The following is a 15,188-nucleotide window of genomic DNA, read 5'->3' on the forward strand; positions in this document are numbered from 1 at the left end:
CCCACAGGGTTTTTTTCGGGCCTGAAATCAGGCCCGATCGCGTTCCAGCAGCGGCTTGAGGTAATGTCCGGTATAGGACTGTTTCTTCTCGGCCAGCTCTTCCGGCGTACCGCAGGCGATGATCTGCCCACCCTTGGAGCCACCCTCCGGCCCCAGGTCGACCAGCCAGTCGGCGGTCTTGATCACATCCAGGTTGTGCTCGATCACCACCACGGTATTGCCGTGGTCACGCAGGCGGTGCAACACATCCAGCAACTGCTGGATATCGGCGAAATGCAGGCCGGTGGTCGGTTCGTCGAGGATGTACAGGGTCTTGCCGGTGTCCCGCTTGGACAGCTCGCGTGACAGCTTGACCCGCTGCGCCTCTCCACCCGAGAGGGTGGTCGCCGATTGCCCCAGCTTGATGTACGACAGGCCGACATCCATCAGCGTCTGCAGCTTGCGCGCCAGGGCAGGGACCGCATCGAAGAACTCGCGGGCATCCTCGATGGTCATTTCCAGCACCTCGTGGATGTTCTTGCCCTTGTACTTGATCTCCAGGGTTTCGCGGTTGTAGCGCTTGCTCTTGCACACATCGCAGGGCACGTAGATGTCCGGCAGGAAGTGCATTTCCACCTTGATCAGGCCGTCACCCTGGCAGGCCTCGCAGCGCCCGCCCTTGACGTTGAACGAGAAGCGCCCCGGGCCGTAGCCACGGGAACGCGACTCCGGCACGCCAGCGAACAGCTCGCGGATCGGCGTGAAGATACCGGTGTAGGTCGCCGGGTTGGAGCGAGGCGTGCGGCCGATCGGGCTCTGGTCGATATCCACCACCTTGTCCAGGTGCTGCAGGCCATCGACGCTGGCGTGTGGTGCGGCCTCCAGGCTGCTCGCGCCGTTGAGGGCGGTGGCGGCGAGGGGGAACAGGGTGTTGTTGATCAGCGTCGACTTGCCCGAGCCGGACACGCCGGTCACGCAGGTCAGCAGGCCGATCGGCACTTCCAGGTCGACGTTCTGCAGGTTATTGCCGCGCGCGCCCTTGAGCTTGAGCGACAGCTTCTTGTTGCGTGGGGTGCGCTTGGCCGGGACGACGATCTTCTTGCGCCCGGACAGGTACTTGCCGGTCAGCGAGTCGGGGTGCGCCATGACCTCTTCGGGCGAGCCCTCGGCGACGATCTGGCCGCCATGCACGCCGGCGCCCGGGCCGATATCCACCACGTAGTCGGCCAGGCGGATGGCGTCCTCGTCGTGCTCGACCACGATCACCGTGTTGCCCAGGTCGCGCAGGTGGTTGAGGGTGGCCAGCAGGCGGTCGTTGTCCCGTTGATGAAGGCCGATGGACGGTTCATCGAGGATGTACATCACCCCGACCAGGCCGGCGCCGATCTGGCTGGCCAGGCGGATCCGCTGGGCCTCGCCGCCGGACAGGGTATCGGCGCTGCGGTCCAGCGTCAGGTAGTCGAGACCGACGTTGACCAGGAACTGCAGGCGCTCGCAGATCTCCTTGAGGATTTTCGCCGCGATCTCGCCACGACGTCCGGTGAGGGTCAACTCGCCGAAGTAGTTGCTGGCTTCGCCGATCGGCAGGTTGGTCACCGCCGGCAGTGTCTTTTCGCCGACCCACACATGGCGCGCTTCGCGACGCAGGCGGGTGCCGCGGCAGTCGGGGCAGGGCTGGGTGCCGAGGAACTTGGCCAGCTCTTCACGCACGGTGGCCGACTCGGTCTCGCGGTAGCGGCGTTCGAGGTTGGGCACGATGCCTTCGAAGGGGTGCGAACGCTTGACGATGTCGCCACGGTCGTTGAGGTACTTGAAATCGACGCTCTGCTTGCCGCTGCCCTGCAGGATGACCTTCTGGTGCTCGGCCGACAGCTCGCCGAACGGTTCCTCGAGGCTGAAACCGTAGTGCGCGGCGAGTGAGCCAAGCATCTGGAAGTAATAGACGTTGCGCCGGTCCCAGCCACGTATCGCGCCTTCGGCCAGGGTCAGCTCGGCGTTGACCAGGCGCTTGGTGTCGAAGAACTGCTTCACCCCCAGGCCGTCGCACGTCGGGCAGGCGCCGGCCGGGTTGTTGAAGGAAAACAGCTTGGGCTCCAGCTCGCTGATCGCATGGCCGCACACCGGGCAGGCGAAGCGCGCCGAGAAGATCACTTCCTCGCCGTCTTCGTCGTCCATCGGCGCGACCAGGGCAATGCCGTCGGCCAGCTTGAGCGCGGTCTCGAACGACTCGGCCAGGCGCTGCTGCAGGTCGGCGCGGACCTTGAAGCGGTCGACCACCACATCGATGCTGTGCTTCTTCTGTTTATCCAGCTTGGGCAGTTCGTCGAGCTCGTAGAGCTTGCCGTTGACCCGCGCGCGGACGAAGCCCTGGGCACGCAGTTCGTCGAACACCGCCAGGTGCTCGCCCTTGCGCTCGCGGATCACCGGGGCCAGCAGCATCAGCTTGCTGCCTTCGGGCTTTTCCAGCACCAGATCGACCATCTGGCTGATCGTTTGCGCTTCCAGCGGGATATCGTGGTCCGGGCAGCGCGGGGTACCGACGCGGGCATAGAGCAGGCGCAGGTAGTCGTAGATCTCGGTGATGGTGCCGACGGTCGAGCGTGGGTTGTGCGAGGTCGACTTCTGCTCGATGGAGATCGCCGGCGACAGGCCTTCGATGGTGTCGACGTCGGGCTTTTCCATCATCGACAGGAACTGCCGGGCATAGGCCGACAGCGATTCGACGTAGCGGCGCTGGCCTTCGGCGTACAGCGTGTCGAACGCCAGCGAGGACTTGCCGGATCCGGACAGGCCGGTGATCACGATCAGTTTGTCCCGGGGCAGGGTCAGGTCGATGTTCTTCAGGTTGTGGGTACGTGCCCCACGGATCAGGATCTTGTCCACTACGGCCTCGCTCGGCGGGCATAAACAAAGGAGTATACGGCGCGCTGCCATTACGCGGCAAAGCGTCGCGTATATGCCGCCAAGGCGTCGGACTGATAGAATCGCCGCCGGTTCACACGAGGTTAATCCATGCACGACACCCACAACGAGCGCATGAGTGGCAGCGAAACCCGCGCCGCCAGCGGCCTGGCCCTGGTCTTCGCCTTTCGTATGCTGGGCATGTTCATGGTACTGCCGGTGCTGGCCACCTACGGCATGGACCTGGCCGGCGCCACGCCTGCGCTGATCGGTCTGGCCATCGGTGCCTACGGCCTGACCCAGGCCGTGCTGCAGATTCCGTTCGGGGTGATTTCCGACCGCATCGGCCGCCGCCCGGTGATCTACGTGGGGTTGATCATCTTCGCCCTGGGCAGCGTGCTGGCGGCCCAGGCCGATTCTATCTGGGGCGTGATCGCCGGGCGTATCCTGCAGGGCGCGGGGGCGATTTCCGCGGCAGTGATGGCGTTGCTCTCCGACCTGACCCGCGAGCAGCACCGGACCAAGGCCATGGCCATGATCGGCATGAGCATCGGCCTGTCGTTCGCCGTGGCGATGGTGGTCGGCCCGCTGTTGACTCGCGCCTTTGGCTTGTCAGGATTGTTCCTTGCCACCGCAGGACTTGCCCTGGTCGGCATCGGCCTGATCGCCTTCGTCGTGCCCAGTTCGCACAACGTGTTGACCCATCGTGAGTCCGGTGTCGCCCGTCAGGCCCTCGGCCCGACCCTGCGCAATCCGGACCTTCTGCGCCTGGATATCAGCATTTTCGTGCTGCACGCGATCCTGATGGCCAGCTTCGTGGCGCTGCCCCTGGCGTTCGTCGAGCGCGGCGGGCTGCCCAAGGAACAGCACTGGTGGGTGTACCTCACCGCGTTGCTGGTTTCATTTTTTGCAATGATCCCCTTCATCATCTACGGGGAAAAGAAGCGCAAGATGAAACGCGTGTTGCTCGGCGCGGTCAGTGTCCTGCTGCTGGTGGAGGTGTTCTTCTGGCAGTGGGCTGACAACTTGCGCGGACTGGTGATCGGCACCGTGGTATTCTTTACTGCATTCAACCTGCTGGAGGCATCCTTGCCTTCGCTGGTCAGCAAGGTGTCGCCTGCCGGTGGCAAGGGGACGGCGATGGGGGTTTACTCCACCAGCCAGTTCCTCGGCGCCGCACTGGGAGGCATCCTCGGTGGCTGGTTGTTCCAGCACGGTGGCTTGAGCATGGTGTTCCTGGGATGTGCCGTGTTGTGCGTCCTGTGGCTGCTCACTGCGTTGCGCATGAACGAGCCGCCGTACGTGACCAGCCTGCGCATGCCGCTGACGCCGGAAGCGGTCCGGGAAGCCGGGCTGACCGAGCGCCTGATGGCCGTGCCGGGTGTGACCGACGCCGTGGTGGTGGCAGAAGAAGCCGCCATCTATATCAAACTGGATACGAAAATTTTGGACCGTGCGACCCTCGAGCGTCTGGTGAACCCAGCCTCTGCGGCGTGCGAAGCCTAGGAGAACGTTATGGCCCGTGGGGTTAACAAAGTCATTCTGGTCGGTACCTGCGGTCAGGATCCCGAAGTCCGCTACCTGCCCAACGGTAACGCCGTGACCAACCTGAGCCTGGCCACCAGCGAGCAGTGGACCGACAAGCAGTCGGGCCAGAAGGTCGAGCGTACCGAGTGGCACCGTGTGTCGCTGTTCGGCAAGGTCGCCGAGATTGCCGGCGAGTACCTGCGCAAGGGTTCGCAGTGCTACATCGAAGGCAAGCTGCAGACCCGCGAGTGGGAAAAGGACGGCATCAAGCGCTACACCACCGAGATCATCGTCGACATCAACGGCACCATGCAGCTGCTTGGCGGTCGTCCGCAGGGTCAGCAGGGTGGTGGCGACCAATACAACCAAGGTGGTGGTAACAACTACAACCAAGGTGGCCAGCAGCAGTACAACCAGGCTCCGCGCCAGCAGGCTCCGCGTCCGCAGCAGGCGCCACAGCGCCCGGCGCCGCAACAGCCGGCTCCGCAGCCAGCCGCTGACTTCGACAGCTTCGACGACGATATTCCGTTCTGATACTTCCTGGGGGCGCCAACGGTGCCCCAGCGAAACAGAGCTGAAACAAGAAACCCGCTTCATACCCGAAGCGGGTTTCTTTTTGTCTGAAGCCGGTGCTCTGACAAGGCGTCAGCCTTCTTCGAGTGCCGCCCTGGCAAACTGGGCGTCCAGTTCCGGCGTTGCTCCGCTGATACCGATGCCGCCGATATGCCTGCCGTTCGCGTCCATGATCGGCAGGCCGCCTTCCAGCAGGGTGAACCCGGGGAGCGAGGCGTAGGGATTGGCCGGCAGCGCGGTGCTGCGCTCGCCGAGCGAGCGGGTCGACAGAGGGAAGCGGGCGGATGTCTCTGCCTTGAGCTGCGCGACCTGGATGCTGCCGCTGCTGGTGCCATCCATGCGGTGGAAGTACTTCAGGTTGCCATGGTTGTCGACGATGCTGATGACGATGGCAAAGCCTTGGGCGCGGGCGGCACGTTCTGCGGCATCGGCCATGCTCCGTGCTCGCTCGGCGGTGATCTGCAGCGCGGATGGAGGGGCGTGATCATCGCCTGCTGTTGCCGCCATGCTGGATTGAGCGGGTACTGGGATGCCGATCAAAAGTGCGGTCAAGAGGTGCTTGATGTTCATGCCTGCGGGCCTCCTCCATGTGTGATCCACCAACCTAACAGGCACAGAATGTGTCGTGGCGTAGTCCATTTCCCGTAGCGATGTAGGATCTGTATGGCTGATGAGGCGATTTGCCTTGCGCCTGATCCAGATCATCGCGCTTTGCAGATTCTTGACTAGGCTTAACAGTTGGCGGTGTCTGTCCACCGTCACCGTGAAGTCCCTGAGGCGCCGGCCAAGTCCCGCGCGCCCGAGAACCTGATCAGGAGTGCACGATGGATCTCAACCGTCGGCAATTCTTCAAGGTCGCCGCCGTCGGCCTTGGAGGCTCGAGCCTTGCGGCGTTGGGCATGGCCCCGACACCCGCGTTCGCCGAGCAGGTGCGCCACTTCAAGCTGGCGCATACCAAAGAAACCCGCAACACCTGTCCTTACTGCTCGGTCGGCTGCGGCCTGATCATGTACAGCCAGGGTGACGCGGGCAAGAACGTCAAACAGAACATCATCCACATCGAGGGCGACGCGGACCATCCGGTCAACCGCGGCACCCTGTGCCCGAAAGGCGCCGGCCTGCTGGACTTTATCCACAGCCCCAGCCGCCTCAAGTACCCCGAGGTGCGCAAGCCGGGCAGCAACGAGTGGACCCGCATCGACTGGGACGAAGCCCTCGACCGCGTCGCCGACCTGATGAAACAGGACCGCGACGCCAACTTCATCGAGAAGAACGCCCAGGGCCAGACGGTCAACCGCTGGCTCACCACGGGCTTTCTCGCTGCGTCCGCCGCTTCCAGCGAAGCGGGCTACCTGACGCACAAGGTGATCCGTTCGCTGGGCATGCTGGGGTTCGATAACCAGGCGCGTGTCTGACACGGCCCGACGGTGGCAAGTCTTGCCCCGACGTATGGCCGTGGCGCGATGACCAATCACTGGTCTGACATCGCCAACGCAAACCTGGTCCTGGTGATGGGCGGCAACGCCGCTGAAGCGCACCCGTGCGGCTTCAAGTGGGTGACCGAAGCCAAGGCGCACAACAAGGCGCGGCTGATCGTGGTCGACCCGCGATTCACCCGTACCGCCTCGGTGGCTGATTACTACGCGCCGATCCGTACCGGCAGCGACATCGCCTTCATGGGCGGGCTGATCAACTACCTGCTGAGCAACGACAAGATCCAGCACGAGTACGTGCGCAACTACACCGACGTGTCGTTTATCGTCAAAGAGAACTATGGCTTCGAGGACGGGCTGTTCAGCGGCTACGACGCGGCCAAGCGCGTGTACGCCGACAAGTCCGGGTGGGGCTACGAGCTGGGCGAGGACGGCTATGCGAAGGTCGACCCGACGCTGCAGCACCCGCGTTGCGTCTACCAGCTGATGAAGCAGCACTACAGCCGCTACACGCCGGAACTGGCGAGCATGACCTGCGGCATGCCCCAGGACCAGATGATGAAGATCTGGGAAGAGATCGCCACCTGCTCGGTGCCGGGCAAGACCATGACGATCCTCTATGCCCTGGGCTGGACCCAGCACTCCATCGGCGCGCAGATCATCCGCAGCGCGGCCATGGTGCAGTTGCTGCTGGGCAACGTCGGCATGCCGGGGGGCGGGGTCAACGCCTTGCGCGGGCACTCCAACATTCAGGGCCTGACCGACCTGGGACTGCTGTCGAACTCGCTGCCGGGCTACCTCACCCTGGCCGGCGACGCCGAGCAGGACTACGCCGCCTACATCGACAAGCGCGCCTCCAAGCCGCTGCGGCCGGGGCAGCTGTCGTACTGGCAGAACTACGGCAAGTTCCACGTCAGCCTGATGAAGGCCTGGTACGGCGCCAACGCCACCGCCGCCAACAACTGGGGCTACGACTGGCTGCCCAAGCTCGACGTGCCGGCCTACGACGTGCTGCGCATGTTCGAGATGATGGGCCAGGGCAAGGTCAACGGCTACATGTGCCAGGGCTTCAACCCGATCGCCGCGCTGCCGGACAAGAACCGCGTCACCGCGGCCCTGGCCAAGCTCAAGTGGCTGGTGGTCATGGACCCGCTGGCCACCGAGACCTCCGAGTTCTGGCGCAACGCTGGCGCGTTCAACGACGTCGATACCGCCAATATCCAGACCGAGGTGATCCGCCTGCCCACCACCTGCTTCGCCGAGGAAGACGGCTCGCTGGTCAACAGCAGCCGCTGGCTGCAGTGGCACTGGAAGGGCGCCGACGGTCCGGGCGAGACCCGCACCGACGTGCACATCATGAGCGAGCTGTTCCTGCGCCTGCGCAAGCGTTACCAGGCCGAAGGCGGCGCCTATCCCGACCCGATGCTCAATCTCAGCTGGCCGTACAAGGTCCCGGAAGAGCCTTCGCCCGAAGAGCTGGCCAAGGAGATGAACGGCTGGGCGGTCAGCGACCTCACCGACGCCACCGGCGCCACGCTCAAGGCCGGTCAGCAACTGGCCGGCTTCGCCCAGATGAAGGACGACGGCAGCACTGCGTCGGGCTGCTGGATCTTCGCCGGTTGCTGGACCGAGCAGGGCAACCAGATGGCCCGGCGCGACAACAGCGACCCGTACGGCATGCACCAGGTGCAGAACTGGGCCTGGGCCTGGCCGGCCAACCGGCGGATCCTCTACAACCGTGCCTCCAGCGACCCGCAAGGCAAGCCGTGGGACCCGGAGAAGAAGCGCCTGGTGTGGTGGAACGGCAAGGCCTGGACCGGCACCGACGTGCCGGACTTCAAGGTCGACTCGCCGCCGGAAGCGGGGATGAACCCGTTCATCATGAACCCCGAGGGCGTGGCGCGGTTCTTCGCCATCGACAAGATGGCCGAGGGGCCGTTCCCCGAGCACTACGAGCCGTTCGAGACGCCGATCGGCATCAACCCGCTGCATCCGCAGAACAAGAAGGCCACCAGCAACCCGGCCGGGCGGATCTTCGATTCGGTGTGGGACACACTCGGCACGCACGACGAGTTCCCCCATGCGGCGACCACCTACCGGCTGACCGAGCACTTCCACTTCTGGAGCAAGCATTGCCGGCTCAACGCCATTGCCCAGCCCGAGCAGTTCGTCGAGATCGGCGAGGTGCTGGCCAACGAGAAGGGCATCAAGGCCGGCGACCGGGTAAGGGTGTCGAGCAAGCGCGGCTATATCGACGCGGTGGCGGTGGTGACCAAGCGGATCCGTCCGCTGCAGGTCAACAACCAGACCGTGCACCAGATCGGCATCCCGTTGCACTGGGGGTTCACCGGTAGCACGCGGCACGGCTTCCTGACCAACACCCTGGTGCCGTTCCTCGGTGATGGCAACACGCAGACGCCGGAGTCCAAGTCGTTCCTCGTCAAAGTGGAGAAACTCTGATGGCCAGCCAAGACATCATCGCCCGCTCGGCCACCACCACCGTACCGCCCTCGGTACGCCAGCAGCAGGAAGTCGCCAAGCTGATCGACACCACCAAGTGTATCGGCTGCAAGGCCTGCCAGGTGGCGTGCTCGGAGTGGAACGAACTGCGTGACGAGGTCGGCCACAACCACGGCACCTACGACAACCCCCAGGACCTCAGCGCCGAGACCTGGACCCTGATGCGCTTCACCGAGCACGAGCGCGACGACGGCAACCTGGAGTGGCTGATCCGCAAGGACGGCTGCATGCACTGTGCCGAGCCCGGTTGCCTGAAGGCTTGCCCGAGCCCGGGGGCGATCATCAAGCATGCCAACGGTATCGTCGACTTCAACCAGGACCACTGCATCGGTTGCGGCTACTGCATCACCGGCTGCCCGTTCAACATCCCGCGCATCTCGCAGAAGGATCACAAGGCGTACAAGTGCACCCTGTGTTCCGACCGCGTGGCCGTGGGCCTGGAGCCGGCCTGCGTGAAGACCTGCCCGACCGGGGCAATCGTCTTTGGCAGCAAGGAGGAGATGAAGGTGCATGCCGACGAGCGCATCGTCGACCTGAAGTCGCGGGGGTACGAGAACGCCGGGCTGTACGATCCGGATGGCGTCGGCGGCACCCATGTGATGTACGTGCTGCACCACGCCGACACGCCCCGGATCTACGCCGGGCTGCCGGACCAACCGGTGATCAGCCCGCTGGTGGGGCTGTGGAAGGGCTTCAGCAAGCCCCTGGCGCTGCTGGCCATGGGCGCTGCGGTGCTGGCCGGGTTCTTCCACTATGTACGCGTGGGTCCGCAGCGGGTCGAGGAGGACGAACACCCGGCGCCTGTGGATGATACGGTCCACGAGGTCGACCCGGCGGTGCATGTCTATGATCCGAACCGCCCGGGCGGGCAGGGGGAGCAGCGGCCATGAATGACAACAAGCCTATCCTGCGCTACAACGCCAACGAGCGGAGCAACCACTGGGTCGTGGCGATCCTGTTCGTGCTGGCCGGCCTCTCGGGGCTGGCGCTGTTCCATCCGGCGCTGTTCTGGCTCAGCCACCTGTTCGGCGGCGGGCCGTGGACGCGGATTCTCCACCCGTTCATCGGCGTGGGCATGTTCGTGTTCTTCCTCGGGCTGGTGCTGCGCTTCTGGCGCGCCAACTTCATCACCGCCAACGACCGCCTGTGGCTGCGCCGCATCGACCGGGTGATGCTCAACAAGGAAGAGGGCGTGCCGCCGGTCGGCAAGTACAACGCCGGGCAGAAGCTGCTGTTCTGGACCTTGCTGGCCTGCATGCTGGTGCTGCTGGTCAGCGGCGTGGTGATCTGGCGCGCGTACTTCAGCCATTGGTTCGGCATCGAGGTCATTCGCCTGTCCACGCTGTTGCATGCCCTGGCGGCGTTCGTGCTGATCCTCAGCATCATCGTGCACATCTATGCCGGGATCTGGATCAAGGGTTCGATCGGCGCCATGCTGCATGGCTGGGTGAGCCGCGCCTGGGCACGCAAGCACCATGAACTGTGGTACCGGGAAGTGACCGGCGACAAGTCGCCACACAACCACGGTGGAAAAGAAGGATGACCGTTTGAGCACGATTCTCGAACCTGGACAGATCGAAGCGTCGGCAGTGATGCCGCCGTTTCTGCACCTGCCCGCCGCCCACCTCTTCGAGGTGCGCGCCACACGGCTTGAGCAACTGGCCGAGGGTAACGCCCTGGGTGATTACCTGCGGTTGATGGCCCGGCTGTGCCGGATTCAGCAGCAGCTTGTGGATAACCCGCCTGCGGGCTTACCGGTGGCCGAAGAGCGCCAGCGCCTGTGTATAAGTCATGGTTTGCCGCCCCTGGCGGCCGACAGCCTGGTGCGTGAAGGGCCTTGGTTGGTCTGGTTGCAGGCGCTGCTCGAGCGCTTCGAGACCGCATCCGACGGGCCACTGGCCGAGGCGCTGGATGCGTTGCGTGGCAGCGACGATGCCCAGCGCAAGGGCTGGGCTATCGCCCTGCTCGGTGGCCAGTACGACGCAGTGCCGGCGGCGCTGGTGCCCTTTATCGGCGCCGCGTTGCAGGCGGCGTGGTCCAGCTGGCTGCTGGCCTTGCCTGCGCCTGAGCTCAAGCCTGCGGGCAGCCTGGCCCAGTGCCCTGCCTGTGGATCGCCGGCCATGGCCGGGGTAGTGCGTAACCGTGGCAAGCACAATGGCCTGCGCTACCTGGCCTGCTCGCTGTGTGCCTGCGAATGGCATGTGGTGCGGGTCAAGTGCGTGTACTGCGAGTCGAGCAAGGACTTGCGCTACAGCAACCTCGAGGATGACCGCCACGCGCCGGGCAAGGCGCCGCTGCGCGCCGAGTGCTGCCCGGGGTGCCAGAGCTACCTCAAGCAGTGCTACCTGGAGAACGACGCCGCGGCCGAGCCGCTGGCCGACGACCTGGCGAGCCTGGCGCTGGACATGCGCCTGGACGAGGAGGGTTTCCATCGGCTGGCGCCGAACCTGCTGTTGGCGCCGGGGTAGTGTCTACACTGCAATACCGAGTCGCCTGATTCGCGGGCAAGCCCGCTCTCACAGGAAGCGTACAGTACCTGTGGGAGCGGGCTTGCCCGCGAAGAGGCCGGAACAGACAACGGATTTGTTAAGGTAGTACTGATGTCTTCAACCCTCGCCAGCGACACCCCACGCCTGCCTTCCATCGACACCTTGCTGCGCCACCCGGCCTGCGCCCCGCTGATCGACCGACACGGTCGTGACGCCACGCTGGCCACCCTGCGCCAGTTGCTCGACGACCTGCGCGAGCCTGCTCGCCTCGGCCAACTGAGTGCCACCGAACTGACCGCCGAAGTCCTCCTGGGCCGAGCCGGCGAACGCCTGGCCATCCAGCAGCGCAGCCAGGTGCGCCGGGTGTTCAACCTCACCGGCACGGTGCTGCACACCAACCTCGGTCGGGCCTTGCTGCCCGAAGAAGCGGTCCAAGCCATGCAGACCGCCGCCCGCTATCCACTGAACCTGGAGTTCGACCTCGACACCGGCAAGCGTGGCGACCGCGACGACCTGATCGAAGGCCTGATCCGCGAACTGACCGGCGCCGAGGCCGTCACCGTGGTCAACAACAACGCTGCCGCCGTGCTGCTGGCGCTCAACAGCCTGGGCGCGCGCAAGGAAGGGATCATCTCCCGGGGCGAATTGATCGAGATCGGCGGTGCCTTCCGCATCCCCGACATCATGGCGCGCGCGGGCGTGAAGCTGCACGAGATCGGCACCACCAACCGCACCCACGCCCGCGACTATGAAGCCGCGATCAACCCGCGCACGGGCCTGCTGATGCGTGTGCATTGCAGCAACTACAGCATCCAGGGTTTCACTACCCAGGTACCGACCGCGGAACTGGCGCGCATCGCTCATGCTCATGAGTTGCCGCTGCTTGAAGACCTGGGCAGCGGCAGCCTGCTCGACCTGACCCGTTGGGGCTTGCCGGCCGAGCCGACCGTGCGCCAGGCGCTGGCCGATGGCGCTGACATCGTCACGTTCAGTGGCGACAAACTGCTCGGCGGGCCGCAGGCGGGGATCATCGTCGGGCGCAAGGAGCTGATCGCGAGGATCAAGAAGAATCCGCTCAAGCGTGCCCTGCGGGTCGACAAGATCACCCTTGCGGCACTCGAAGCCGTGCTGGCGCTGTATCGCAACCCGGACCGCCTGGCCGAGCGCCTGCCGAGCCTGCGCCTGCTCACCCGGCCCCAGGCCGAGATCGCCGCCCAGGCCGAGCGCCTGGCGCCTGAACTGGCCGCAAGGCTGGGCACGCAATGGACGGTCAGCGTCGAACCGGCCCTGGGCATGATCGGCAGCGGTAGCCAGCCCGTGGCACGCCTGCCCGGCGCGGCCTTGTGCCTGCGCCCGCTGGTGTCGAAGAAACTGCGCGGGCGCAGCCTGCATGTATTGGAGCGGGCGCTGCGCGACCTGCCGGTGCCGGTGCTCGGCCGCATCGATGACGATGCCCTGTGGCTCGACCTGCGCCAGCTGGACGATGAGGTCCAGTGGCTGGCGCAACTGCCGGCGTTGCAGTTGGGGCCGGTGCAGTGATCGTCGGTACCGCCGGCCACATCGACCACGGCAAGACCGCGCTGCTCCAGGCCCTGACCGGCCAAGCCGGCGACACACGCCAGGAGGAGCGTGCCCGGGGCATGACCATCGATCTTGGCTACCGCTATGCCCCGTTGGCCGAAGGCGCGCCGCTGACAGGTTTTATCGATGTGCCTGGCCACGAGCGTTTTATTCACAACATGCTTGCCGGCGCCCATGGCATCGACCTGGTGCTGCTGGTGGTGGCCGCCGACGACGGGGTGATGCCACAGACTCGTGAGCACCTGTCGATCATCGAACTGCTGGGTATTCCCCAGGCGCTGGTGGTCATCAGCAAATGCGACCGGGTCGAGCCGGCGCGGTTGATCGAAGTCCAGGCCCAGGTCACCGAACTGCTCGCGCCTGGACCCTATGCCGGGGCTAGGCAATTTCCGGTTTCGAGCCTGTCCGGCGCGGGAGTCGACGCCCTGCGCGAGGCTTTGCTGGCGGCCGAGGCGCATGTGCGCCAGCGCAGCGTGCGCGGCGGTTTCCGCCTGGCCGTGGACCGGGCCTTCGCGGTTTCCGGGGCGGGGGTGGTGGTCACCGGCACGGCGCTGGCCGGGCAGGTCAGCGTCGGCGATACCTTGCTGTTGGGCAAGGTAGGTAAACCGGTGCGGGTGCGTGGCCTGCACGCGCAAAACCAGGCGGCATTGGTAGCCGGGGCAGGGCAGCGGGTGGCATTGAATATCAGCGCGGAAAAGCTCTCGGCCGAACAGGTACATCGCGGCGACTGGCTGCTACCTGAGTGGTTGCATGCACCCAGCGTGCGAGTGGATATCGACCTCACCTTGCTGGCCGGAGAAACACGCGTGTTCGAGCACTTCAGCGCGGTGCACGTGCACCTGGGGACCCAGGATGTCACTGCCCGGGTCGCATTGCTCGAAGGGGAACGGCTCGAGGCTGGCCAGCGCATGTTCGCCCAACTGCTGCTCAATGCACCGTTGCAGGCAGTGCATGGGGATCGTCTGGTTCTGCGCGACCAGCGCGCCCAGCGCACGCTGGGTGGGGGGCGTGTGCTCGACCCATTCGCCCCGAGCCGGCAGCGGCGCAGCGAGGCGCGCTTGCGCCAGTTGCAGGTGCTGCGCAATGCCGACGGCCTCGAGCGGGCGTTGCCGGCCTTGCTGGAGGCAGCCCCGGGCGGGCTCGAGCCCCGGCGTCTGGAGCGTCAGTTCAATCGCCTGCGTGAGACCTGGCAGTTGCCGGATGCGGTGCTGGTGATTGCCACGCGTCAAGGTCAGTTGCTGTTCGATTGCCTACAGTGGCAGGCGCTCAAGCGACAAGTGCTGGAGCGCCTGGCGCAGTTCCATGAACAGGAGCCTGATCAGCTTGGCCCGGACCGTGACCGCCTGCGTCGTTTTACCGCGATGCCGCTTGAGCGTCCGGCGTTTGTCAGCCTGCTGGATGAGTTGCTGGGTGAAGGGGAGATCAGCAGCAGTGGTCCGTGGCTGCATCTGCCTGGACACAAGGTTCAGTTGAGCGAAGCCGATACCGCACTGTGGGAGCGCTTGCTGCCGCGCTTGCTGGCGGGGGAGTTCGACCCACCCTGGGTGCGTACGTTGGCTGCCGAGGAGCGGTGCGAGGAGGCCGAGGTGCGCCTGCTGCTGCGCAAGCTCGCCCGCCTGGGCCTGTTGCACCAGGTGGTGCGTGACCTGTTCTACCCGGAGGTGACGCTAAGGCGCATGGCAGAGCTGTTGTTGCAGCAGGCCGAGGCATCGCCGATAGTGCAGGTTGCGGCGTTTCGCGATATGTTGGGCATCGGTCGCAAGCGCAGTGTGCAGATACTCGAGTACTTCGACCGTGTTGGCCTGACCCGGCGGGTCGGTGACCAGCGGCATATTCGCGTCGACAGCGCCCTGGCCCAATCGCAACATGGGCCCTGATTTCAAGGAAGGCAATCGCGCCCGGTGGCGCGGCCGGGCTTCAAACCCGGTTGGGGACGGCAGCCGTTCCCGGGCAGGTTCGACTCCCGCTGCCTTCCGCCAATTTCTTCGTTTAGATCTTGTGGATTACGATAACTTGCATGTAGTGGGATATCTTTCTTGTCCCATATTAAGCACTTAGTATATCTATCGACCTTGGAATCAATTCGTATCTCTTGATCTTGATCTTGATCTTGATCTTGATCTTGATCTTGATCTTGATCTTGATCTTGATCTTGATCTTGATCTTGATCTTGATCTTGATCTTG

10 protein-coding genes and 1 tRNA gene are annotated in these 15,188 nt (G+C 64.9%); 9 read left to right on the forward strand and 2 right to left on the reverse strand.

Annotated features, from left to right (window positions below):
* Nucleotides 1-27 precede the first annotated feature (27 nt).
* The gene (uvrA, locus tag ACVWZ5_RS24315; protein ID WP_050703559.1) at nt 28-2,862 is read right to left on the reverse strand and encodes an excinuclease ABC subunit UvrA; all 2,835 of its coding nucleotides are present in this window, start codon (nt 2,860-2,862) and stop codon (nt 28-30) included.
* A 129-nt stretch (nt 2,863-2,991) separates the two neighbouring features.
* Here uvrA and ACVWZ5_RS24320 point away from each other — a divergent pair, with 129 nt between their 5' ends.
* Together ACVWZ5_RS24320 and ACVWZ5_RS24325 are read left to right on the forward strand one after the other, a co-directional pair.
* A complete protein-coding gene (locus ACVWZ5_RS24320; protein ID WP_062575359.1) occupies nt 2,992-4,386 on the forward strand; it encodes an MFS transporter in 1,395 nt (464 codons plus the stop codon).
* 9 nt (nt 4,387-4,395) lie between these two features.
* Complete coding sequence (locus ACVWZ5_RS24325) at nt 4,396-4,941, forward strand: single-stranded DNA-binding protein (RefSeq protein WP_028690243.1); 546 nt, start codon at nt 4,396-4,398, stop codon at nt 4,939-4,941.
* A 111-nt stretch (nt 4,942-5,052) separates the two neighbouring features.
* Here ACVWZ5_RS24325 and ACVWZ5_RS24330 read toward each other — a convergent pair whose 3' ends face one another.
* Nucleotides 5,053-5,550, reverse strand: coding sequence for a GlcG/HbpS family heme-binding protein (locus tag ACVWZ5_RS24330; RefSeq protein ID WP_081100352.1), 498 nt, complete (start codon nt 5,548-5,550; stop codon nt 5,053-5,055).
* Between the two features lie 254 nt (nt 5,551-5,804).
* Between ACVWZ5_RS24330 and fdnG the strand changes: the two genes are divergently transcribed.
* The 7 genes from fdnG (at nt 5,805) to ACVWZ5_RS24365 (ending at nt 14,982) form a co-directional block, all read left to right on the forward strand.
* On the forward strand, nt 5,805-8,873 hold the full coding sequence (fdnG, locus tag ACVWZ5_RS24335; RefSeq protein WP_143514904.1) for a formate dehydrogenase-N subunit alpha: 3,069 nt from the start codon (nt 5,805-5,807) through the stop codon (nt 8,871-8,873).
* Nucleotides 8,873-9,823, forward strand: a complete 951-nt coding sequence (fdxH, locus tag ACVWZ5_RS24340; protein ID WP_062575355.1) for a formate dehydrogenase subunit beta — start codon at nt 8,873-8,875, stop codon at nt 9,821-9,823. The genes fdnG and fdxH overlap by 1 nt, the downstream gene beginning before the upstream one ends.
* Nucleotides 9,820-10,476 carry a formate dehydrogenase subunit gamma gene (locus ACVWZ5_RS24345; protein ID WP_028690254.1) on the forward strand — a complete coding sequence of 219 codons (657 nt, stop codon included), beginning with the start codon at nt 9,820-9,822 and terminating at the stop codon, nt 10,474-10,476. Before fdxH ends, ACVWZ5_RS24345 begins: the two co-directional genes overlap by 4 nt.
* Nucleotides 10,477-10,480: 4 nt before the next feature.
* Nucleotides 10,481-11,401: a formate dehydrogenase accessory protein FdhE gene (gene fdhE, locus ACVWZ5_RS24350; protein WP_028690255.1), complete on the forward strand. Its 921-nt coding sequence runs from the start codon at nt 10,481-10,483 to the stop codon at nt 11,399-11,401.
* 132 nt (nt 11,402-11,533) lie between these two features.
* Nucleotides 11,534-12,961 carry an L-seryl-tRNA(Sec) selenium transferase gene (gene selA / locus ACVWZ5_RS24355; protein WP_457340911.1) on the forward strand — a complete coding sequence of 476 codons (1,428 nt, stop codon included), beginning with the start codon at nt 11,534-11,536 and terminating at the stop codon, nt 12,959-12,961.
* Nucleotides 12,958-14,880 (forward strand): selenocysteine-specific translation elongation factor, encoded by a 1,923-nt coding sequence (gene selB, locus ACVWZ5_RS24360; RefSeq protein ID WP_457340912.1) that lies wholly within the window; start codon nt 12,958-12,960, stop codon nt 14,878-14,880. The genes selA and selB overlap by 4 nt, the downstream gene beginning before the upstream one ends.
* Before the next feature lie 6 nt (nt 14,881-14,886).
* A tRNA-Sec gene (locus ACVWZ5_RS24365) sits at nt 14,887-14,982 on the forward strand.
* Nucleotides 14,983-15,188 lie beyond the last annotated feature (206 nt).

The sequence above is a fragment of the Pseudomonas sp. TE6283 genome (assembly GCF_054060555.1).

Coding starts and splice junctions, on each gene's coding strand:
- selA (WP_457340911.1), top strand. CDS start 11,534: ATGTCTTCAACCCTCGCCAGCGACACCCCACGCCTGCCTTCCATCGAC.
- ACVWZ5_RS24330 (WP_081100352.1), bottom strand. CDS start 5,550: ATGAACATCAAGCACCTCTTGACCGCACTTTTGATCGGCATCCCAGTA.
- fdxH (WP_062575355.1), top strand. CDS start 8,873: ATGGCCAGCCAAGACATCATCGCCCGCTCGGCCACCACCACCGTACCG.
- ACVWZ5_RS24325 (WP_028690243.1), top strand. CDS start 4,396: ATGGCCCGTGGGGTTAACAAAGTCATTCTGGTCGGTACCTGCGGTCAG.
- ACVWZ5_RS24345 (WP_028690254.1), top strand. CDS start 9,820: ATGAATGACAACAAGCCTATCCTGCGCTACAACGCCAACGAGCGGAGC.
- ACVWZ5_RS24320 (WP_062575359.1), top strand. CDS start 2,992: ATGCACGACACCCACAACGAGCGCATGAGTGGCAGCGAAACCCGCGCC.